This window comes from Vibrio ezurae NBRC 102218 (assembly GCF_000467185.1).
GTDB classification, from domain to species: Bacteria; Pseudomonadota; Gammaproteobacteria; order Enterobacterales; family Vibrionaceae; genus Vibrio; species Vibrio ezurae.
The window spans coordinates 1-20402 of sequence record NZ_BATM01000057.1 but is presented as its reverse complement, the minus strand read 5'-3'; the positions used below and the strand labels follow the sequence as shown (position 1 = coordinate 20402).

Here is a 20402-nt window from a genome sequence, read left to right as displayed (position 1 = left end):
CTCAACAACTGACTGAGTGTGATTGGTATTATAGGTAAGAGATAAATAGGCCCGCAGTGACCGCAATGCCAACATAGTTATTATTCAAAAATGCTTGGAAACATGGCGCACGATGACGCTTTTTTATTAACCACTGCTGATAGACAAACAAACCCGCTGCCACTAGCACTCCCCAATAAAACGCTCCACTAAGCTCCGCAAGCTCACCCACGATCAACAACAGTATAATCGTGGTTGCCTGTAAGAGACCGATAATTAATTTATCAAAACGCCCAAACAAAATGGCCGTCGACTTGACCCCAATTTTAAGATCATCTTCTCTATCCACCATTGCATATTGTGTGTCATACGCAACGGTCCACAGCAGGTTAATCGCAAATAATAACCAAGCCAATGGCGCGATATGTCCAGACTCAGCCGCCCATGCCATTGGAATCGCCCAACTAAATGCAACCCCCAACACCAACTGAGGCAAATGGGTAAATCGCTTCATAAACGGATATAGGGCCGCTAACGCGACGCCAATAAATGACAGTTGTATGGTCAGAGTATTCATAGTGAGCACTAGCGAAAATGAAATCACACTCAATACTGCAAATAACCCTAACGCTTCTTTTGCTGACACTAGCCCACTTGGTATTGGACGAAACTGAGTGCGTTCTACATGACCATCAAAGTCGCGGTCGGCAAAATCATTAATCACACAGCCCGCTGAACGCATTAAAAAAACACCCAAACAAAACACAATCAGCACGGACCATTGAGGTCGCCCTTCTGAAGCCATAGCTAGTGCCCACAGTGTCGGCCATAGAAGCAGCAAGCTACCTATTGGCCGGTCCATCCTCATAAGCAGATAGTAAGCTCTTATTTTAGAGGGCATTAATTGTGTTCCTTTTTAAATATATAGGGGATTCAGGTAAAAAGAGTTCAGCCACCAGCATCGGTGTTTCATTCATCCACAACCGAGAGCGGCGCGCGAGTAAAGCTTGCCCTTCTACCTCGATGACACCTACCTGCAAAGCATCACGATACGCTCCTTGCGAACGAAAGACCGTCACTCCCAAAGGTAATTCACCTTGATTCTCAAAATCATGAGAATGTGAAAGTAAGGAGCTTTCTGGGATCAAAGTACGCCCATATACCCAATCGTGACGATCACCACGCAAAATGACTTCTCTAAGTAAACACACTTCTCGCGTTAAAATATCCGCTTCTTTTGAAGAAAGCATCTCCGCTTGCACTTTATTGCTAGTAAATAACTCAACACTAAAATCAGAGCAGGATTGTGACAGACGATGAGAAAGTGACTCCTCCTCTAGCAGCCAGTGTTTCGCATTTGAATCAGGGAATTGGAAATGGCTTGGGCTTTGCCAATTGATATCACGCAAAGCCTGTTGAAATGTCCGAATGGGGCTTGTCATACTAACTTCGTAACTCTTTACCAACTAAAGGCATACTCTTTAAACAATGAGCCAATTGTACCAATCGCAATACCAATAAGGTAATAGAGATCACCATTTAAGTGCTCTTAGTGTGATTTATGCTATCTAAGCCACCTAATACGCACCCAGCAACTAAGCCAGCAAGGTGTGCTGTATTGGCAATCGCCATAAATGGTTGTACAAAACCCAGCACCAACCATACCAACATAAAACCAAGAATAGGTTTAGGTATCTCTAAACCAAATTGTGGAGCTCGCACTGAAACAACCCAGATGTATCCCACTAAGGCATACACGACTCCGCTAAGACCACCAAAGTTTGCTCCTTCAATCCAGTATTGAGCACAACCCGATACCAATGCTGAAAATAAGAAAATTTTGCTCAGACGAATCCGTCCTAACTTTTGTTCGATATCTCCGCCAAGTTGCCACCACCAAAGCAGGTTAAAAGTAATATGCAAAACAGAGAAATGCAGTACCGCATGAGAGACATATCGCCAAACTTGCCATTGCTGGTCACTTGCAGCAGGGAAGTGCAACCAAGAAAAGACCTGTTGCTGCATCCCTAACAAGCGAAGTCCATAAATAAGAAGGCAGATCACCATAATCAACAGGGTCATAGGCCCTGCTTTGGCTTTAATCATCTGTAAAAAGCTAGGGGTAGAATAATTGAACTGTTGAGTACGGGTTTCTGCCATATCCCAAGATGCCGCTTGGTATTTTTTATGGTTGGGATCGTTTAAAAACAGCTCCAATTCTTGCTGCACTTTCGGCAATTCATCTTCATCATGTAGCCAAATAGCATACTGACCATCCCCCTCTCCCATCTGAGAAAGTGTCACCTGTTGTGATGCCATGTAGTCAATAAACGCCTGTGCTATTCGGGGATTATTAAGCTGTATTAAACGAATCATTCCTGCCCCTCTATTGGCAATTGTTGACGCTGCCATGCTTCAAAACCGCCATCTACACTGAATACCTGTTCAAAACCTTGATTAAGCAAGTATTGCGCAACGCCCACACTGCTAATACCGTGATAACACATCACCAGAATGGGATCATCAAACTCAACCGAATTCATAAACTCTGCAATGCTTTGATTCGTTAAATGAAAAGCCCCCACTGCATGCGCTAATGTAAAAGCTTGAATATCACGAGTATCCACCAATCGAGCCTGTTGCGCTGACTGCATCTGGTGAGCTTGATGAACACTGATTCGCTGTATTTCTTCCATTGATTATTTTCTCTTTAAAAATCCTATCCAAAGCCAATCAGGAATTTTATCCCTAATATAAAGACCATAATGATCAATTTACCACCAGCTGTGGGTAAACCTGTGGATTACGTTGATAAAGTGTTTTTATTAAAGATGATCCACTATATCTAGTATTGATCCTTAATAATGTGTTGATTTTAAATTATCTATCCCCACCAGAGATATCGATGATAACCCTTGCTTTAACTGAGTTAAAGACATGCTATCGAAATTTATCCCACAGAGTTATCCACAGAAAAATACCCGACTTCAGGGCAAGAAAGCGATCCAAATAAAAAAGGCCAAGATCTCTCGATCTTGGCCTTTAAAGAAATTTTGTAGCGCTTATAAATCGCCAACCGCTAATTTAAGCTTTTTCATCGCATTCTTCTCTAACTGACGAATACGCTCAGCCGAAACACTGTAGGTGTCAGCCAGATCTTGTAGGGTTAGCTTTTGGTCATCTAACCAACGAGCACGAACAATATGCTGACTACGTTCATCAAGAGTGGCTAGAGCACTGGCTAGACGTGCGTTAGTGTGGCTTTCCCAGTTATCCGCTTCAATCGTATCAGCAATATCTGAGTCTTTGTCTTCAAGATACAGTGCAGGAGCGACTGGGTTAAAGTTCGTTGCCGTATCATCATCAGCTGAAAACTCAAATGTGGCATCTTGAGCGGCTAAACGAGATTCCATTTCACGAACTTCGGAAGGTGATACACCTAACTCATTCGCCACGGTCTCAACTTCACCGTTGTTAAACCAACCTAAACGCTTTTTATTTTTGCGTAGATTGAAGAACAATTTACGTTGAGCTTTAGTCGTAGCAATTTTAACAATACGCCAGTTGCGCAATACGTACTCATGAATCTCAGCTTTGATCCAATGAACAGCAAATGAAACTAGACGAACGCCCACTTCAGGATTGAATCGTTTAACCGCCTTCATCAGTCCGATATTCCCTTCCTGAACTAAATCAGCCAGTGGAAGACCGTAACCTGAGTAACCTCGGGCAACATAAACAACAAAGCGCAAGTGAGATAAGATCAGCTCTTTCGCTGCCTCAATTTCGCCATTGTAATGTAAACGCTCGGCAAGCTCTCTTTCTCTCTCTGCGGTTAACATAGGGTAACCGTTTGCAGAGCGGATATAGCTGTCTAAGCTATCTTGAGATACCAACGCCATTGAAAACGCTTTACTAGCCATTCAATTCCTCATTCATTGAACTTTACTACTTAACGTTACTAAATTAGATATACCTAAAAGAATAACGGACTGAACATTATGCACAGAATTCACACTAGAGCAAGTCTTAGTCTGTGAGTTGAGACATACACATAATCTCACCTCTATCTACTATGACCTGCAAATTCTACACAGGTTCAATTTCAGAAAGATGACGACGCGCCGAAGCTTGAGCCGCAAATAAACCTAAAAAGCTTCCCACTAACAAAAGGATAACGGATTCATCTAAACCTAATGGGCTAAGAATAAAACTGCTATCGTACAGAGACGCCACTGACTGAACCGTACTGCCCAAAAAGAGCGACAATGACAAGGTAATTAACCAGGCTAAAAATGCTCCTAGTAAGCCGAACCACATTCCAGTGTATAAGTATGGGCGCAAAATAAAGCTATTGGTTGCCCCTAGGAACTTCATGACTTGGATCTCTTCTTTCCTAGCTAATACATTGAAGCGCATGGTATTGCCGATAATCAAAATCACCGCAACTAACATCATACCTGCAAGTGCAATGGCCAATGAGCTACTTAACGTTTTCACTGCATCAAAACGTTTTAGCCAATCTTGATCCACTCGAACATCGGTAAATACATCCACTGACTTCGCAAGATCTAAAATGTGTTGCTGAGTCGTGTTTGAGGCTTGTGCAGGATGGATAACAAGTAGCGCAGGAAGCGCGTAATCATTAAGCAAACTGATCGCATCATTAAAGCCAGCATGGTTACTTAAGTCTTGTAAGCCTTGTTGAGATGAAATGTACTCAACCGTCGAAACAGCCTCATCACTCTCCAGCTTATCTTTGATAAGCATGATTCGCGCCTCAGATGTTCCTTCTTGTAAGTAAGCACTTACAGCGGCAGGCTGACTGACCTCTTGAGCGGCATCTAGAATATTCTTGGCGACGACATACAAGCTAGAAGGAAGCGCTAATACAATGGCAATCACGGCTAACGTAAATAGATTCCCCAAAGGGCGGTCCATAATCTCTCGCAATGACCCCTTCGCTACAATGTAATGTGAACGAAAATATCCTATTTTTTCTACCGAACCTTTACTGGCCATAACCTGCTGCCTCACTCAAAAATCCTTGGTTCAATTCAAAACGGCGATATTGCTTACGCATTTCCATCATGCCAACATCGTGCGTTGCAATAAGAATAGAAACACCAGCACGGTTAAATTCTTCAAACAATCGAAATATACGATTAGACAACTCTGGATCTAAGTTCCCGGTAGGTTCATCCGCTAGCAGTAAGGTAGGTCGGTTCACTACCGCGCGCGCTATCCCGACACGTTGTTGTTCACCACCAGAAAGCTGTGTTGGCAAACAACGCGCTTTTTCGAGTAACCCCGTTTTATCCAGCGCAGCACTGACTCGTCGTTTAATTTCATTTTCAGCAATGGACTCAATACGCATCGGTAATGCCACATTGTCATAAACGGTTCTATTCATTAACAAGCGATGATCTTGGAAGACAATACCAATGTTGCGTCTTAGCAATGGAATTTCTTTATCTCCGATACGGGTAATATCATGCCCATTAAACGCAATCTTGCCATCAGTAGGTCGCTCCATTGCACAAATAAGTTTCAGTAACGTACTTTTACCTGCGCCAGAGTGACCGCCTAGAAAAGCAAGCTCACCTTTTTTTAAATGAAAATCGACTTTTTGCAATGCCTGATGGCCACCGCGGTAAGCCTTACTCACCTGTTGAAAATTAATCACAAACTCATCCTTGCGCTAGGTTTCTAGTCTTCTCTACTGAATAATGCATCAATAAAATCTTGCGTTTCAAATGGACGCAGATCCTCAATACCTTCACCGACACCAATATAACGGATTGGGATATTAAACTTATCAGCAAGAGCAAAGATTACGCCACCTTTAGCCGTACCATCCAGTTTCGTTAACGTAATCCCTGTTACTGGCTCAACATCACTAAAGAGTTTAGCCTGACTTATTGCATTTTGACCGGTCCCCGCATCAAGCGTCAGCATGATCTCATGCGGTGCACTGTCATCAATTTTCTTCATTACGCGAACAATCTTACGTAGCTCTTCCATAAGATTACTCTTGTTTTGCAAACGTCCTGCGGTATCCGCAATCACCACATCATAGCCACGCGCTTTGGCCGCTTCGATAGCATCGTAGATAACTGACGCACTGTCAGCGCCGGTATGTTGTGCAATAACAGGAACATCGTTACGTTGACCCCATACTTGCAATTGCTCTACAGCAGCGGCACGGAATGTATCTCCCGCAGCCAACATGACTTTTTTTCCTTGTCCTTGAAATTGCTTAGCTAACTTACCTATGGTGGTTGTTTTACCAACGCCATTTACGCCAACCATCAGAATAACGTAAGGTGTTTTTTGCTCATCAATTTGCAATGGCTGTTCTACTTTTGCCAAAATTTCAGCAAGTTCTTCCTTTAAAAGATCGTATAACGCTTCGCCGTCTTTTAGCTGTTGCTTAGATGCTTTCTCTGTCAGACTATCGATGATCTTCATCGTAGTTTCCATTCCTACATCGGCAATCAAAAGCTGCTCTTCTAACTCTTCAAAGAGTTCATCATCAATTTGCTTACCTTTGAATAGGCCAAAGAAACCTGCACCAATATTGGCTTTGGTTCGAGCGAGGCTACGCTTTAAACGAGCAAAGAAGCTTTCCGTTGGCTTCTCTTGTACTTCTGGTTGAATCACATCATTCGCAACCAACTCAACCGATTCAGACTCTGTGACAAGCTCAGACTCTTCTTGCGCTTCGATTTCAGTCTCAGCGAGTTCAGAACTGTCATCATTGTCAGAGATCTCTTGAGCAACAACCTCACTTTCAGGTTCATCTGTCGGCGTTGCTTGTTGTTCAGAAACGTCAGCATCCAGTTCCTGCTGTTCGTTCACTTCTGTTTGTTGTAACTCTGATTTTGTTTGTTCTTCTTCACCAAAACCAAGCCAAGACAATAAGCCGCGTTTTTTCTTATCCGTCATCGAAGACTTTCCCAATTACTCATGATTCGTGCGTATATACAGTGCGATTACGCAATGTACGTTTAAATAGCGATGATTAATCTCGTATTTACGAGTACAATTTTAAAATAATTAATTGGGTATGATACCACTTATTCCATGGCCAAAAATAGCATGAGAAAACATCAACGCTCCTCTTCTTCAAAAAATAACAAAGGTTCAGGTTCAATCCGCATCATTAGCGGTCTTTGGCGTGGCCGAAAACTGCCGGTTCACGATGCTGAAGGTTTACGCCCAACAACCGATAGAGTGAAAGAGACCTTATTCAATTGGATTGCCAGTGACATCCCCAATGCTCGTTGTTTAGACCTATTTGCAGGTTCCGGGGGATTAGGCTTTGAAGCCGCCTCAAGACAAGCGAAAGAAGTCACTCTTATTGAGTTGAATGTACAAGCCTTTCAACAATTGCAACAGAACATGCAATCGGTGAAAGCGACTAACATCACCCTATTAAATCAAAATTCACTAAACTTCTTGAAACAGGAAGGCCAGCCATACGATATTGTGTTTATCGATCCTCCCTTTCGTCAGGGTCTTCTTTTAGAAGCTATCGAACAATTAGAGAATAATGGCTGGCTAAGTGAACAGGCGCTAATTTACATTGAAACAGAAAAAGAATTAGAAATGCCAGCATTACCTGATAATTGGACGATGCATAGAGAAAAAGTGGCGGGACAGGTTAGATTCCAACTATTTATAAGAGAGTAAGAATGAAATACCTTTTAATGCTAGCAAAGGCAGCGATTGCCTTTGTATGGTTTGTGCTGATCTTTAATCTTTTTCAACCGTTTCCCGGCAAAGCGGCCATTGCCCTTTATATTATGACGGCTTTCCTATTCATGATGCACGGTCTACAGTCTGCAATCTTCCTTGGTGCATTTGGCGATAAAGTGAAGCTCAGCTCTTGGGAAAAATGGTCAATTTTAATCTTCGGTATTTTTGCGTTATTGGATATTCGACGCAAACATATGATGGACTAGTCTCGCTCATCAGCCTGAAGACAAAAACGCACTTTTTAGTGCGTTTTTTTGTTTGAAATAACAGAATTACAGACGTAAAAAAGCCCCACTCTTTCGAGTGAGGCTTCATTGTAGTGGTCGGTGAAGAGGGATTCGAACCCCCGACCCTCTGGTCCCAAACCAGATGCGCTACCAAGCTGCGCTATTCACCGACAAATTTCATTTCAATCTAAATTGAAATAGGGAACCGAAGTTACCAAATGATGGGGTGGCTAACGAGATTCGAACTCGCGACCACCGGAATCACAATCCAGGGCTCTACCAACTGAGCTATAGCCACCATCAATTTTTTATCATCACCGCTTTCGCCATGATTCTTTGTAGTGGTCGGTGAAGAGGGATTCGAACCCCCGACCCTCTGGTCCCAAACCAGATGCGCTACCAAGCTGCGCTATTCACCGACTTAATTTCATCCCGATTTAACATCGAAATAGGAAACCGAAGTTACCAGAATAATGGGGTGGCTAACGAGATTCGAACTCGCGACCACCGGAATCACAATCCAGGGCTCTACCAACTGAGCTATAGCCACCACTATTTTTTTGCCAATACGCTGTTTGCTAAAAACAGGCTTCCGGATGGTACGCCCGAAAGGATTCGAACCTTCGACCTTTGGCTCCGGAGGCCAACGCTCTATCCAGCTGAGCTACGGGCGCATGCCCTATCGGCGGAGTGGAATAATACGGATATCACAGTTTGCCGTCTAGTACTTTTTACAGTTTTTTTTGTGTTTGTGCTTTTTTTCAACGAAAACGATCATTAAGTCGCGATTTCTAGATGTGATTTAACCCTCGCCCTCGCAAAGATATAGTTTAATGCAACATTCATAAGATATATAATCACCCGACATTTACAACACTTTAACAGTTGGTGATTTCATTTAGTGTGACCCACACACAAATGGTCAACCGGTTAGCGCTTTACTCAAGAATAAAAAGAGAATGAATGGATATGCCTCGTAAACTTGTTACTTTATTTACCATTGCGCTGGTTTTTTCTGGTGCTAGCTTTGCTTCATCAAATCAAGCTGATTATGACGCAATTGCTGAGCGTATTAAGCCTGTAGGCAATGTCTATATTGCAGGAAGTGAACCAGAAGCAGAAGTAGCGGCCGCAGGTCCCCGTGATGGCGCTACTGTGTATGGGACCTTCTGTCTAGCTTGTCACAGTTCAGGGGTGGGTGGCGCACCTAAAATAAATGATGCTACCGACTGGAATCCTCGTATTGCACAAGGTAAAGAAACTATGGTTGAACATGCAATTAATGGCTTCAATGCGATGCCAGCAAGAGGCGCATGTATGGACTGTACTGATGAAGAAATTGTGGCTGCTATCGATCATATGATTGCTAATCTTTAATCACTAGCAGAATCATGATTCTCATGCCCAATGATAAAAAGATGGCTTTCGCCATCTTTTTTATTTTTTGAACATCGCTCTAAGGTTAGCAATATGGGCTTGCCCTTTTTGCATACGCTCTTCTTTCGTTTGTTCTTTTTTCTTTGCTTCCCACTCCAAATCATCGAATGGAAGTTCGTCTAGGAAGCGGCTTTGCGTTGGCTTAATGAGCTCACCATACTGACGACGCTCTTTACATACCGTAAAGCTCAACTCTTTTTGTGCTCGAGTAATGCCCACGTACATTAAACGACGCTCTTCATCTACGTTTTCTTCATCAATGCTCGTTTGATGAGGCAATATGCCTTCTTCGGCTCCCATTAAGTATACGTAGGGGAACTCTAAGCCTTTGGATGCATGTAAAGTCATCAATTGCACTTGGTCTGCTTCTGCATCATCTTCTCCACGCTCCATCATGTCACGGAGTGTTAAACGCTGTACCACTTCTTTAAGCGTTTTTTCCTCTTTATCGTAATTATCACCTTCGAGATCCGCCACAATCCAGCTATAGAGATCAGACACATTCTTCATCCGCATTTCAGCCGCTTTTGGGCTAGCTGATGTTTCGTATAGCCAATCTTCATAATGAATATCACGTACTAAACTGCGTACCGCTTCGACAGTATTGCCACGCTCTGCGTTGTCGCCAACGCGCACTAACCACTCCGTAAAGCGCCTTAGACTGTCTAAACCTTTTCCTGATAACGTTTGCTCTAAACCTAGCTCAAACGAAGCCTCAAACAAGCTTTTACCACGCATATTGGCGTAGCTACCTAACTTCTCTAGAGTGACTGGACCAATTTCACGACGAGGCGTATTCACAATACGTAAAAAGGCATTATCGTCGTCGGGGTTCACTAATACTCGCAAATACGCCATCACATCTTTAATTTCCGCTCGAGAAAAGAAAGACGTTCCTCCGGAAATTCGGTAAGGAATACGGTTTTGCATTAAAGACTTTTCGATTAATCGTGATTGGTGATTACCACGATACAAGATGGCGTAATCTCGGTAGTGAGTTCGATTAACAAACTTATGTGCAATGATCTCACCCGTAATACGCTCAGCTTCATGGTCTTCATTTTTAGCCATTAACACTTTGAGCTTTTCACCATCAGGAATTTCTGAGAAAAGCTTTTTCTCGTATACGTGAGGGTTATTGGCAATCAAAATATTGGCTGAGCGCAAAATTCGGCTCGTTGAACGATAGTTTTGTTCAAGTTTAACCAATTTTAGATTTGGGTAGTCTTCGCCAAGTAAGACTAAGTTTTGTGGTTTGGCACCACGCCAAGAATAAATAGACTGATCATCATCCCCTACTACCGTTAAGCGACCACGCTCACCCACCAGCAACTTAACCAGTTCATATTGACTGGTATTGGTATCTTGATACTCATCGACTAATAAATAACGAATACGCGCGCGCCAGCGCTCTCGTACCTCTTCATTTTGCTTTAATAGCAGTACAGGCATCAAAATTAGATCATCGAAATCTAGCGCGTTGTAAGCGACCATTTGACGCTGGTACATTTCGAAGCAATCTGCAAACAGTGTGTGTAACTCACCTTGTGCTGAAGCTCTGGCTTGAGCAGGAGTTAACATATCGTTTTTCCAGTTGGAGATAGTACTCACTAACTGGCGCAGTAAGTCTTTATCTCCTTCCAAAAGATCTTCGGTTAACTCTTTAAGCATGGAAAGTTGGTCTTGATCATCAAATAACGAAAAACCGGCTTTTAGACCTAGCGCTTTGTACTCTCGACGAATGATATTTAAACCTAGGGTGTGGAAGGTAGAGACCATCAGTCCCTTCGACTCATTTTTACCTAAAGTTTGCCCAACACGCTCTTTCATTTCGCGAGCAGCTTTATTGGTAAAAGTCACCGCTGCGATATTGCGTGCCTTATAACCGCATTGCTGAACAAGGTAGGCAATCTTATTGGTAATAACGCGGGTCTTACCTGAACCTGCGCCTGCTAACACCAGGCAAGGCCCAGACACAAATTTTACCGCTTGGTCCTGCTGTGGATTTAGCCTCATAACGTCACCGAGATACAAAAAAGGGCTCTAATGATACTTCTCAGCATACTCATTTCCAATCGAATTTTCCTTTTTGAAATGGTTACCTATGCTTACAAATAGTTGCTTTTCACTATTTGTACATTAAAATGAATGAACGTTCATTCATTATTGGCAGGGCTATTACAAAATGGCATCTAAAACCAAGCGTCAAGATATCCTAGAGGCAGCCGTAGCTATACTCGGTCAAGACGGTTTCAAAGGCCTTTCTATACAAAAATTAGCTAGCGAAGCCAATGTCGCAACCGGTACGGTTTATCTCTATTTTAAAGATAAAAACCACATCATCACCGAAGCAAGACTTTGGCTCACTAAACAAGTGGCTGACATCATTCAACACAATGTAGATCCAAATCAGTCCCTTGAGCAAAGATATAAAACAATGTGTCACAACGTATGGAGTATAGGTGAATCTCATTTACGACTACTGCAAACGCATGTCTTATACGAATCACTGCCTGCTACTTTAAATAATGAAATTCGAAGTTTAGAAAAGAAATTCTTTGATCCTCTACTGAGTGTTTTTAATGAAGGAAGAGAATCTGGCGAGCTAAAAGATCTCCCCGACCCTATTTTATATACCCTTAGCTTGGAAAGTTGCGTGAGCTTAACTCGCAAACACTTCCAAGGTATTGAGTCTATCGACAACACCATCTATCAACAGGCCATCCAAGCGAGCTGGGAAGCCATTACAACAAAATAACTGGAGAACCGTCCCATGAAAAAGTGGACACTAATCATGCTTCTTATTGCTATCGTTTTATTTGGTAGCGTAATTGGCTTTAACATCTTCAAGCAACAGAAGATAGCAGAGTACTTGGCCAACCGCCCAGAACCGGAATACCCAGTAACTGTAATGAAGGCCTCCGCCGAGGACTGGACACCAAGCATTGATGTTATTGGCTTCATTGAGCCTCTACAAGGGGTCACATTGACTGCAGAAGCCAGTGGTATTGTCACTAAGATCAACTTTGTATCAGGGCAAAAAGTGTCAAAAGGCGACTCTCTTGTACTGTTGGACTCTGATGTTGAAAAAGCTAACTTACAAAGTGCAAAAGCACGCCTTCCTGCATCTGAAGCAAAATATAAGCGCTATAAGGGCTTGTATAAAAAAGGGGCGATTTCTCAAGAGAACTATGATGAAGCAGAAGCTTCTTACCTTTCTTTAAAAGCCGATATTTCAGGTTTAGAAGCCACGATCAATCGTCGTGATGTCGATGCTCCATTTTCAGGAGTTATTGGTATTCGCGGGGTTAACCTTGGTGAATACCTACAAGCTGGTAGCCGAATCGCACGATTAGAAGACATCAGCGTAATGCGCCTGCGATTCACCGTTTCGCAAAATGACATCTCACGTATCAATATCGGTCAAGCTATTCGTATCGAAGCAGACTCCTACCCTGGTCGTATTTTTGACGGCACTATTTCGGCCATAGAACCGGCAATTAACTACCAAAGCGGTCTTCTACAGGTGCAAGCAGAAATTCCTAATACACAAGGCAAGCTACGATCTGGCATGTTTGCTCGTGCGCAAATCGTTTTACCTACAATGCCCGAGCAGGTCGTCATCCCACAAGTTGCTATTTCTTATACTTTGTATGGTGACAGTGTGTTTGTGCTTGATGAAGAAACACATCGAGTGAGCCAGCGTGTGATTAAAGCGGGTGAGCGCGACCAAGATAAAGTCCGCATTTTAGAAGGGGTGAAGCCAGGAGAAACCATAGTAACCTCTGGTCAAGTTCGATTAAGCAACGACTCTAAAGTGAAAATTGTAGAAAGCGACGCGACTAATCCTCCAGCTGAACTGCCGATGTTGTAAGGGATAAACAATGCGATTTACAGATATATTTATTAAGCGACCAGTACTCGCCATCTCTATCAGTTTTTTGATAGCTTTGCTTGGATTGCAAGCCATCTTTAAGATGCAGGTGCGCGAATATCCAGAAATGACCAACACGGTTGTGACTGTCACCACAGGCTACTATGGTGCCAGTGCTGATCTCATTCAGGGCTTCATAACCCAACCTCTTGAGCAAGCCATTGCCCAAGCGGACAATATTGACTTTATGACCTCCCAATCGGTGTTAGGTAGTTCTACTATCACTGTGACCATGAAGCTCAATACCGACCCTAATGCGGCTCTCGCGGACATATTAGCCAAGACCAATTCGGTTCGTTCCCAGCTGCCTAAAGAGTCTGAAGATCCGACCGTAACGATGTCGACAGGTTCGACAACTGCGGTGATGTACATCGGCTTTACCAGTGATGAGCTATCTTCAAGTCAGATTACTGACTATTTAGAGCGAGTGATCAATCCACAACTGTTCACCGTAAACGGCGTATCCAAGATCGATCTGTATGGCGGGGTAAAATACGCACTCAGAGTATGGTTGGACCCAGAAAAAATGGCAGGCTTGCAATTGACTGCCACTGACGTGATGAACGTTTTAAGCGCCAATAACTACCAATCGGCGGCAGGTCAAGCAACAGGGACTTTAGTTTTATACAATGGCAGTGCCAATACACAAGTCTCCAGTGTTAAAGAACTAAAAAACCTCGTCGTTAAGCAAGATAATGGCCAAGTGGTTCGACTCAGTGATATTGCTAAGGTAACACGAGAGAAAAGCCATGATATCTATCGTGCCAGTGCCAATGGTCGAGAAGCAGTCGTCACCGCTATTAATGGCGCACCAAGTGCTAACCCAATCAATATTGCGGCTGATGTTCTAGATCTATTACCACAACTGCAAAAGAACCTGCCTTCAAATATCAATATGCAGGTAATGTATGACTCAACCGTTGCGATTAACGAATCGATTAATGAAGTAGCAAAGACTATTGTCGAAGCTGCATTAATTGTATTAGTCGTGATTACCTTATTCCTAGGCTCTTATCGCGCAGTATTGATCCCTATTGTGACCATTCCACTCTCTTTAGTGGGTGTGGCTATGTTCATGCAAATGTTGGGCTTCTCTTGGAACCTAATGACCTTGCTGGCCATGGTGCTCGCTATCGGTTTGGTGGTGGATGATGCCATCGTGGTGCTCGAAAACGTAGATCGGCATATTAAGTTAGGAGAGACACCGTTTAGGGCCGCCATCATAGGAACGCGTGAGATTGCCGTGCCGGTTATTGCCATGACACTGACACTCGGCGCGGTATACGCTCCCATCGCTTTAATGGGGGGCATTACCGGCTCGTTATTTAAAGAATTTGCATTAACACTGGCTGGAGCCGTATTCATCTCGGGCATCATCGCACTGACCCTTAGTCCCATGATGTGTTCAACCATTTTAAAACAAAATGAACAACCTAATCGCTTTGAGACTTTCGTACATAAAAAACTTGATAGCCTGAGTGAAGCCTACTCTTCGGCACTAGGCTCTATCATGCAGCATCGAAGCGTGGTCGTAGTGTTTGCATTGATTGTACTAGGTAGCTTACCGTTGCTGTTTAAGTTCATTCCGAGCGAGCTTGCTCCTTCAGAAGATAAAGGCGTGGTGATGATGATGGGTACTGGTCCATCGAACTCGAACCTCGACTATCTGCAAAATACCATGAATGACGTGAATAAGATCTTAGATGAGCAACCAGAAGTGGCATATGCTCAGATCTTCACTGGAATACCGAATGCTAACCAAGCGTTTGGTATTGCATCACTCAAGCCTTGGAGTCAACGTGAGGCAAGCCAATCAGAAATAACGAACCGAGTATCAGGGTTAGTTTCTAATATCCCTGGGATGGCGATTACTGCGTTCCAGATGCCGGAACTACCCGGTGCGGGTTCAGGTCTACCGATTCAGTTTGTTATTACCACTCCAAACAGTTTTGAGAGTTTATTCCAGATTGCCACCAATGCTCTGGCTGAAGTGAATGCTAATCCACAATTTGTCTACTCAGATCTTGATCTGAACTATGACTCAGCCACCATGAAAATCAACATCGATAAAGACAAAGCTGGTGCGTATGGCGTTACCATGCAAGACATTGGTATTACCCTAAGTACCATGATGGCTGATGGCTATGTAAACCGAATCGACCTATACGGTCGTTCATACGAAGTGATTCCTCAGGTAGAGCGTAAATTCCGTCTCAATCCTGAATCAATGAATAACTACTATGTTCGCTCATCCAATGGCGATTCTATTCCTTTAGGGAGCTTAATCTCTATTGATGTAATTCCTCAGCCACGATCGCTGCCTCACTTTAATCAGTTGAACTCAGCCACAATTGGGGTTGTACCGGCACCAGGTGTCACTATGGGTCAAGCGATATCTTGGTTTGAAACAACGGCAACCCAAAAGCTCCCTAGTGGATATAACCACGATTATATGGGCCAAGCTCGACAGTTTGTCACTGAAGGCAGTGCGTTATACACCACCTTCTTACTGGCAATTGCGGTTATATTCTTAGTCTTGGCTATCCAGTTTGAATCACTACGCGATCCACTGGTAATCATGGTATCCGTGCCTTTAGCCATCAGTGGTGCTTTGATTGCATTAGCATGGGGGTTGTCGACCATGAACATCTACTCACAGGTGGGACTCATTACCTTAGTCGGATTGATCACTAAGCACGGTATATTGATTTGTGAAGTGGCTAAAGAAGAGCAACTGCATAATCAACTTAACCGTATCGATGCCGTAATGGCGGCGGCTAAAGTGCGATTAAGACCAATCCTCATGACAACAGCGGCAATGATTGCGGGTTTAACCCCCCTCATGTATGCCTCTGGTGCAGGTGCAGAGCAGCGCTTTAGTATCGGTATTGTTATTGTTGCAGGCTTGACCATAGGTACGGTATTTACCCTGTTTGTTCTTCCTGTGATTTATAGCTTTATTGCTTCACAGCACAAACCACTCCCCGAATTTGATGAAGCAGAAAGCATTCCATCAAAGTAATCTTGGTCAACTCACCGATTAGGGCTCTATAAAGAGCCCTTTTTTATATCAAAAGCAAATGTCGGTCTCTATTTTGCTTGCGACAAGTGACTATGAATTGCTTAGAATATAGCAAAAGATTACAGAGAGATTCCCACATGTTCGACCCAAAAAAGCTAGAGCTAATTGCCAAGCAAATTCATGAGTCTATGCCTCAGCCTGTAAAAGACCTTGGTACTGATGTTGACCAAAAAATTCGTCAAGTGATTCAATCGCAACTGAACAAACTGGATGTCATTAGTAGAGAAGAATTTGAAGTTCAAACTCAAGTCCTACTGCGTACCCGACAAAAGCTTAATGCCATGGAACAAAAAATGGCTGAGCTAGAAGAGAAGCTATCTGATAAGTAACGTTTCTTACGGACATAAAAAAGGCTTGGTATGTACATACCAAGCCTTTTCAGTTTCTAGCCACTGCGTTGTCGCAGTTTTTTATAAAGAGCGATTAACCGCCAACAGCGATACGCTTCATGTCTGTCATGTAGCCACGTAGTTCTTCACCTACGTACTCAACTGGGTGATTACGAATCGCTTCGTTCACTTCGATTAGACGTTGGTTATCAGCGAAGTTAGACGTTTCGCCTAGACCTTTACCAATTACGTCAGTTGCTACTGAAGGCATGAACTTCTCGCGCAGTAGCGGAGTCGCTACGTTAGCAAATAGGTAGTTACCGTATTCAGCAGTATCAGAGATAACCACGTTCATTTCGTATAGACGCTTACGTGCAACGGTGTTTGCAATCAATGGAAGCTCATGTAGAGACTCGTAGTAAGCAGACTCATCGATGATGCCTGATGCAGTCATAGCTTCAAATGCAAGCTCAACCCCAGCACGAACCATAGCAATCATAAGGATGCCGTTGTCGAAGTATTCTTGCTCTGAGATTTCTACGTCAGAATCAGGGTAGTTTTCAAACGCTGTTTGGCCTGTTTCTTCACGCCATTTGAATAGATTAACGTCGTCATTAGCCCAATCCGCCATCATAGTGCCAGAGAACTCACCTTGGATGATGTCATCCATGTGCTTGTTGTATAGCGGACGCATTAGGTCTTTTAGTTCTTCAGAAAGGTCAAAAGCTTTGATCTTAGCTGGGTTTGATAGGCGATCCATCATGTGAGTGATACCACCAAACTTCAGTGCTTCAGTGATGGTTTCCCAACCGTATTGAAGAAGCTTACCTGCGTAGCCTGCGTCGATACCATCAGCAATCATTTTCTCGTAACATACGATAGAACCCGCTTGCAACATACCACAAAGGATAGTTTGCTCGCCCATAAGGTCAGATTTAACTTCCGCAACAAAAGAAGACTCTAGACAACCTGCGCGGTGACCACCAGTACCTGCAGCCCAAGCTTTAGCGATATCCCAGCCTTCACCCTTAGGATCGTTTTCTGGGTGAACAGCAAGCAGTGTAGGAACACCAAAGCCACGCTTATATTCTTCACGAACTTCTGTACCTGGGCACTTAGGTGCAACCATAACTACAGTGATGTCTTCACGAATTTGCATGCCTTCTTCAACAACGTTAAAGCCATGTGAGTAACCTAGAGCAGCACCGTCCTTCATTAGAGGCATTACCGTTTCAACTACGTTGCTGTGTTGCTTATCTGGAGTCAAGTTAACCACAAGGTCAGCTTGTGGGATCAGCGTTTCGTAACTACCTACTTCAAAACCATTTTCTTTTGCATTTTTGAAAGACTGACGTTGCTCGTCAATCGCAGCTTGACGCAATGCATAAGAAACATTTAGACCTGAATCGCGCATGTTTAAACCTTGGTTTAAACCTTGTGCACCACAACCAACAATAACCACTTTCTTACCTTTTAGGTAATCAGCTTCTGTTGCAAATTCAGAACGGTCCATAAAACGGCAACGGCCTAGTTGGTCCAATTGCTCACGTAGGTTTAGCGTGTTGAAATAGTTAGCCATGAAGGGCTCTCCTTAAAATTCTTTCCATAGTCCGGCTGCTTTATGCGCCGATTGAGTTCATACTAATCTAAGATTAAAGTTGCGCAAAGTGATATATTTACATCTAATCATTGCAAATTGTGCAACAAGAAGATAACTCAAATGAACGTTAAAAGCCTACAGATTTTTTTACATCTTTCCGAAAATAAGAACTTCAGCAAAACAGCGTCAGCAATGCACATGAGCCCGTCAACATTGAGTCGACAGATCAAACGCCTAGAACAAGAGGTTCAGCAAGTTCTTTTTATTCGAGATAATCGCAGTGTTGAACTGACTACTGCAGGCAAAGATCTGCTCCCTATTGCGCACAATATCGTGAATCAATGGCAGACTTTTACGCTCAATTATTTGGATAATAAGGATGTGCTAAAAGGAGAGATACGCTTATTTTGTTCTGTTACCGCAAGCTATAGTCACCTGCCACGTCTGTTATCGGAATTTAGACTGCTGCACCCACTCATCGAATACAAACTCAGCACTGGCGATCCCGCGCAAGCCATAGAAAAAGTGTTAAACGATGAAGCCGATATCGCTATCTCTGCAGAAAGTGATCAACTATCGTCACGGGTCATATTTGAAAATATCAGCGAAATATCTCTTTCGGTTATCGCACCTAAAGGGGTTGCTAATGTAGAGAGTATGCTCAGCGAACCTATAGACTGGAATAAAATACCTTTCATCATACCGTCAGAAGGTACCGCGAGAGATAGATGCAACTCGTGGTTTAAACGCAGCAAAATCAAACCCAATATTTACGCACAGGTATCTGGGCATGAGGCAATTGTCAGCATGGTTGCACTGGGTTGTGGTATTGGTATTGCCCCTGATGTGGTGATTAACAACAGTCCGGTTAAAGATCGTATTCAAAAACTGGATGTCGAACCGGTTAAACCATTTAAATTAGGGGTTTGTTGTAAACGGTCTCAACTTAACAATCCCCTAATCAAGGCTTTATGGAACGTGGCAGAAGCTAACTATATTTCCAATTAAAACTGCTATCAAAAAGCCATTTTGTACTCTAGATAACCTTCACCTGCAAAACCGGTATTGCTATTTACTCTATTGTCTTGGCTTTCTGATGCATTGTAGCCCAATCGAATTTGATGGTTTTTATATTGGTAACTAATGAAAGTATCCACATATATGCTTTCATAACCTGACTCACCAAACGTATAAAACGGGTCAACACCCAGAGAAAAACCCGAGCCAAGCTTAAATCGGTTATACACACCAACAGTTCCGGTCGCAATCCACTTATCTTCAATGATCTCCATAGACCCTAGCGTTGCAATAGGATAAATAGTCCAAGAGTCACCCACTTGTAGCGTCGATACCGCGCCAATGCTAGCGGAAGTGCCAAAATCATTTTCAAGTTGTAGTGTCGATTCTGCGTAAACACCAACACCTTGCCATAAGTTCATATGAGCATAGCGTACGTTAAGCGCATCCATCCCTTGCTTAGACTCAACGGCGAGCATGTTCTTGCCCCATGCAAAGCCTGCCGAAAGATCTAAATCCCCATTAGTGTATAAATGCGCACCAACACTTGAGTAAACAGCCGTTGGATCGGCCATATCAACCGCTTTGGATTGATTCGAGTCAGATTGAGCAAAGCCAATAGTTGGAGCGAGGTACAAACAAAATAGCCAAAAACGATTCATAAAGCCTCTCTTAATCGGAAGAAAAGCAAATTTATATGAAGCGACTTTCAAATCCTAATGAAAGCAAAACATACCTGATATTCGGGTAGGTAATTTCAATCTTGAAAAGGAAGCATACCGATAGTGGCAATACCAATCACAGCAAATAGGAAACTGGAAACAACAAAGGGAAAACGCTGACAACAAGGCGCTATTTTGTAAGCGCCAGATACAACAAAGCCCCGTCGAATGACGAGGCTTTTGAATGCAAACCTGGCGATGTCCTACTCTCACATGGGGAAACCCCACACTACCATCGGCGCTATTGTGTTTCACTTCTGAGTTCGGCATGGAATCAGGTGGGTCCACAATGCTATGGTCGCCAAGCAAATTTT

19 protein-coding genes, 5 tRNA genes and 1 rRNA gene are annotated in these 20402 nt (G+C 43.2%); 8 read left to right on the top strand and 17 right to left on the bottom strand.

Annotation, left to right across the window (positions count from 1 at the left end):
- Positions 1-28: 28 nt before the first annotated feature.
- From ubiA to ftsY, 8 genes are all read right to left on the bottom strand, one after another.
- Positions 29-880, bottom strand: coding sequence for a 4-hydroxybenzoate octaprenyltransferase (ubiA, locus tag VEZ01S_RS15840; RefSeq protein ID WP_040891237.1), 852 nt, complete (start codon positions 878-880; stop codon positions 29-31).
- On the bottom strand, positions 870-1421 hold the full coding sequence (locus tag VEZ01S_RS15835) for a chorismate lyase (protein WP_021715061.1): 552 nt from the start codon (positions 1419-1421) through the stop codon (positions 870-872). Before VEZ01S_RS15835 ends, ubiA begins: the two co-directional genes overlap by 11 nt.
- A 97-nt stretch (positions 1422-1518) precedes the next feature.
- Entirely contained in the window at positions 1519-2355 is an 837-nt protein-coding gene (gene glpG / locus VEZ01S_RS15830; protein ID WP_021715060.1) for a rhomboid family intramembrane serine protease GlpG, read from the bottom strand.
- A complete protein-coding gene (glpE, locus tag VEZ01S_RS15825) occupies positions 2352-2675 on the bottom strand; it encodes a thiosulfate sulfurtransferase GlpE (RefSeq protein ID WP_021715059.1) in 324 nt (107 codons plus the stop codon). The genes glpG and glpE overlap by 4 nt, the downstream gene beginning before the upstream one ends.
- Before the next feature lie 366 nt (positions 2676-3041).
- Positions 3042-3902: an RNA polymerase sigma factor RpoH gene (gene rpoH, locus VEZ01S_RS15820; RefSeq protein WP_021715058.1), complete on the bottom strand. Its 861-nt coding sequence runs from the start codon at positions 3900-3902 to the stop codon at positions 3042-3044.
- A gap of 166 nt (positions 3903-4068) precedes the next feature.
- A complete protein-coding gene (gene ftsX, locus VEZ01S_RS15815) occupies positions 4069-5001 on the bottom strand; it encodes a permease-like cell division protein FtsX (RefSeq protein ID WP_021715057.1) in 933 nt (310 codons plus the stop codon).
- Entirely contained in the window at positions 4991-5665 is a 675-nt protein-coding gene (gene ftsE / locus VEZ01S_RS15810) for a cell division ATP-binding protein FtsE (RefSeq protein WP_021715056.1), read from the bottom strand. Before ftsE ends, ftsX begins: the two co-directional genes overlap by 11 nt.
- Before the next feature lie 23 nt (positions 5666-5688).
- On the bottom strand, positions 5689-6927 hold the full coding sequence (ftsY, locus tag VEZ01S_RS15805; RefSeq protein WP_021715055.1) for a signal recognition particle-docking protein FtsY: 1239 nt from the start codon (positions 6925-6927) through the stop codon (positions 5689-5691).
- A 153-nt stretch (positions 6928-7080) separates the two neighbouring features.
- On the opposite strand from ftsY, the gene rsmD reads away from it, so the two are divergent.
- Positions 7081-7674, top strand: a complete 594-nt coding sequence (gene rsmD / locus VEZ01S_RS15800) for a 16S rRNA (guanine(966)-N(2))-methyltransferase RsmD (protein WP_040891243.1) — start codon at positions 7081-7083, stop codon at positions 7672-7674.
- A gap of 2 nt (positions 7675-7676) precedes the next feature.
- On the top strand, positions 7677-7946 hold the full coding sequence (locus VEZ01S_RS15795) for a DUF1145 domain-containing protein (RefSeq protein ID WP_021715053.1): 270 nt from the start codon (positions 7677-7679) through the stop codon (positions 7944-7946).
- A 114-nt stretch (positions 7947-8060) separates the two neighbouring features.
- Here the strand turns inward: VEZ01S_RS15795 and VEZ01S_RS15790 are convergent.
- The 5 genes from VEZ01S_RS15790 to VEZ01S_RS15770 all read right to left on the bottom strand — a co-directional run bounded on the left by VEZ01S_RS15790 (position 8061) and on the right by VEZ01S_RS15770 (position 8641).
- Positions 8061-8137, bottom strand: a tRNA-Pro gene (locus VEZ01S_RS15790).
- A 52-nt stretch (positions 8138-8189) separates the two neighbouring features.
- Positions 8190-8265 (bottom strand) — tRNA-His (locus VEZ01S_RS15785).
- Positions 8266-8309: 44 nt separating this feature from the next.
- Positions 8310-8386 (bottom strand) — tRNA-Pro (locus VEZ01S_RS15780).
- Between the two features lie 55 nt (positions 8387-8441).
- Positions 8442-8517 (bottom strand) — tRNA-His (locus VEZ01S_RS15775).
- Between the two features lie 47 nt (positions 8518-8564).
- A tRNA-Arg gene (locus VEZ01S_RS15770) sits at positions 8565-8641 on the bottom strand.
- A gap of 289 nt (positions 8642-8930) precedes the next feature.
- On the opposite strand from VEZ01S_RS15770, the gene VEZ01S_RS15765 reads away from it, so the two are divergent.
- Positions 8931-9344: a c-type cytochrome gene (locus tag VEZ01S_RS15765; protein ID WP_021715052.1), complete on the top strand. Its 414-nt coding sequence runs from the start codon at positions 8931-8933 to the stop codon at positions 9342-9344.
- A 60-nt stretch (positions 9345-9404) separates the two neighbouring features.
- Here the strand turns inward: VEZ01S_RS15765 and rep are convergent, their stop codons facing one another.
- Positions 9405-11420 carry a DNA helicase Rep gene (gene rep / locus VEZ01S_RS15760; RefSeq protein ID WP_040891235.1) on the bottom strand — a complete coding sequence of 672 codons (2016 nt, stop codon included), beginning with the start codon at positions 11418-11420 and terminating at the stop codon, positions 9405-9407.
- Between the two features lie 169 nt (positions 11421-11589).
- On the opposite strand from rep, the gene VEZ01S_RS15755 reads away from it, so the two are divergent.
- The 4 genes from VEZ01S_RS15755 to ubiK all read left to right on the top strand — a co-directional run bounded on the left by VEZ01S_RS15755 (position 11590) and on the right by ubiK (position 16749).
- The gene (locus VEZ01S_RS15755) at positions 11590-12162 is read left to right on the top strand and encodes a TetR/AcrR family transcriptional regulator (protein ID WP_021715050.1); all 573 of its coding nucleotides are present in this window, start codon (positions 11590-11592) and stop codon (positions 12160-12162) included.
- 15 nt (positions 12163-12177) lie between these two features.
- Positions 12178-13278: an efflux RND transporter periplasmic adaptor subunit gene (locus VEZ01S_RS15750; RefSeq protein ID WP_021715049.1), complete on the top strand. Its 1101-nt coding sequence runs from the start codon at positions 12178-12180 to the stop codon at positions 13276-13278.
- A gap of 10 nt (positions 13279-13288) precedes the next feature.
- Positions 13289-16360, top strand: a complete 3072-nt coding sequence (locus VEZ01S_RS15745) for a multidrug efflux RND transporter permease subunit (RefSeq protein WP_021715048.1) — start codon at positions 13289-13291, stop codon at positions 16358-16360.
- 137 nt (positions 16361-16497) lie between these two features.
- Positions 16498-16749 (top strand): ubiquinone biosynthesis accessory factor UbiK, encoded by a 252-nt coding sequence (ubiK, locus tag VEZ01S_RS15740; protein WP_021715047.1) that lies wholly within the window; start codon positions 16498-16500, stop codon positions 16747-16749.
- A gap of 94 nt (positions 16750-16843) precedes the next feature.
- Here the strand turns inward: ubiK and ilvC are convergent, their stop codons facing one another.
- On the bottom strand, positions 16844-18328 hold the full coding sequence (ilvC, locus tag VEZ01S_RS15735) for a ketol-acid reductoisomerase (protein ID WP_021715046.1): 1485 nt from the start codon (positions 18326-18328) through the stop codon (positions 16844-16846).
- Positions 18329-18469: 141 nt separating this feature from the next.
- Between ilvC and ilvY the strand changes: the two genes are divergently transcribed.
- The gene (gene ilvY / locus VEZ01S_RS15730; protein ID WP_021715045.1) at positions 18470-19357 is read left to right on the top strand and encodes an HTH-type transcriptional activator IlvY; all 888 of its coding nucleotides are present in this window, start codon (positions 18470-18472) and stop codon (positions 19355-19357) included.
- 8 nt (positions 19358-19365) lie between these two features.
- On the opposite strand, the gene VEZ01S_RS15725 is transcribed toward ilvY, so the two are convergent.
- Both VEZ01S_RS15725 and rrf read right to left on the bottom strand, forming a co-directional pair.
- Positions 19366-20028, bottom strand: a complete 663-nt coding sequence (locus tag VEZ01S_RS15725) for a hypothetical protein (RefSeq protein ID WP_021715044.1) — start codon at positions 20026-20028, stop codon at positions 19366-19368.
- A 250-nt stretch (positions 20029-20278) separates the two neighbouring features.
- Positions 20279-20394, bottom strand: a 5S ribosomal RNA gene (rrf, locus tag VEZ01S_RS15720).
- Positions 20395-20402: the final 8 nt, after the last annotated feature.

What these genes read in the sequence shown, in the direction of transcription:
- VEZ01S_RS15725 (WP_021715044.1), bottom strand. Translation starts at nt 20,028, where the DNA reads ATGAATCGTTTTTGGCTATTTTGTTTGTACCTCGCTCCAACTATTGGC.
- ftsY (WP_021715055.1), bottom strand. Translation starts at nt 6,927, where the DNA reads ATGACGGATAAGAAAAAACGCGGCTTATTGTCTTGGCTTGGTTTTGGT.
- VEZ01S_RS15835 (WP_021715061.1), bottom strand. Translation starts at nt 1,421, where the DNA reads ATGACAAGCCCCATTCGGACATTTCAACAGGCTTTGCGTGATATCAAT.
- glpG (WP_021715060.1), bottom strand. Translation starts at nt 2,355, where the DNA reads ATGATTCGTTTAATACAGCTTAATAATCCCCGAATAGCACAGGCGTTT.
- VEZ01S_RS15755 (WP_021715050.1), top strand. Translation starts at nt 11,590, where the DNA reads ATGGCATCTAAAACCAAGCGTCAAGATATCCTAGAGGCAGCCGTAGCT.
- VEZ01S_RS15750 (WP_021715049.1), top strand. Translation starts at nt 12,178, where the DNA reads ATGAAAAAGTGGACACTAATCATGCTTCTTATTGCTATCGTTTTATTT.
- VEZ01S_RS15765 (WP_021715052.1), top strand. Translation starts at nt 8,931, where the DNA reads ATGGATATGCCTCGTAAACTTGTTACTTTATTTACCATTGCGCTGGTT.
- VEZ01S_RS15745 (WP_021715048.1), top strand. Translation starts at nt 13,289, where the DNA reads ATGCGATTTACAGATATATTTATTAAGCGACCAGTACTCGCCATCTCT.
- ubiA (WP_040891237.1), bottom strand. Translation starts at nt 880, where the DNA reads ATGCCCTCTAAAATAAGAGCTTACTATCTGCTTATGAGGATGGACCGG.
- rsmD (WP_040891243.1), top strand. Translation starts at nt 7,081, where the DNA reads ATGAGAAAACATCAACGCTCCTCTTCTTCAAAAAATAACAAAGGTTCA.
- rep (WP_040891235.1), bottom strand. Translation starts at nt 11,420, where the DNA reads ATGAGGCTAAATCCACAGCAGGACCAAGCGGTAAAATTTGTGTCTGGG.
- ftsX (WP_021715057.1), bottom strand. Translation starts at nt 5,001, where the DNA reads ATGGCCAGTAAAGGTTCGGTAGAAAAAATAGGATATTTTCGTTCACAT.
- rpoH (WP_021715058.1), bottom strand. Translation starts at nt 3,902, where the DNA reads ATGGCTAGTAAAGCGTTTTCAATGGCGTTGGTATCTCAAGATAGCTTA.
- ilvY (WP_021715045.1), top strand. Translation starts at nt 18,470, where the DNA reads ATGAACGTTAAAAGCCTACAGATTTTTTTACATCTTTCCGAAAATAAG.
- VEZ01S_RS15795 (WP_021715053.1), top strand. Translation starts at nt 7,677, where the DNA reads ATGAAATACCTTTTAATGCTAGCAAAGGCAGCGATTGCCTTTGTATGG.
- ubiK (WP_021715047.1), top strand. Translation starts at nt 16,498, where the DNA reads ATGTTCGACCCAAAAAAGCTAGAGCTAATTGCCAAGCAAATTCATGAG.
- ilvC (WP_021715046.1), bottom strand. Translation starts at nt 18,328, where the DNA reads ATGGCTAACTATTTCAACACGCTAAACCTACGTGAGCAATTGGACCAA.
- glpE (WP_021715059.1), bottom strand. Translation starts at nt 2,675, where the DNA reads ATGGAAGAAATACAGCGAATCAGTGTTCATCAAGCTCACCAGATGCAG.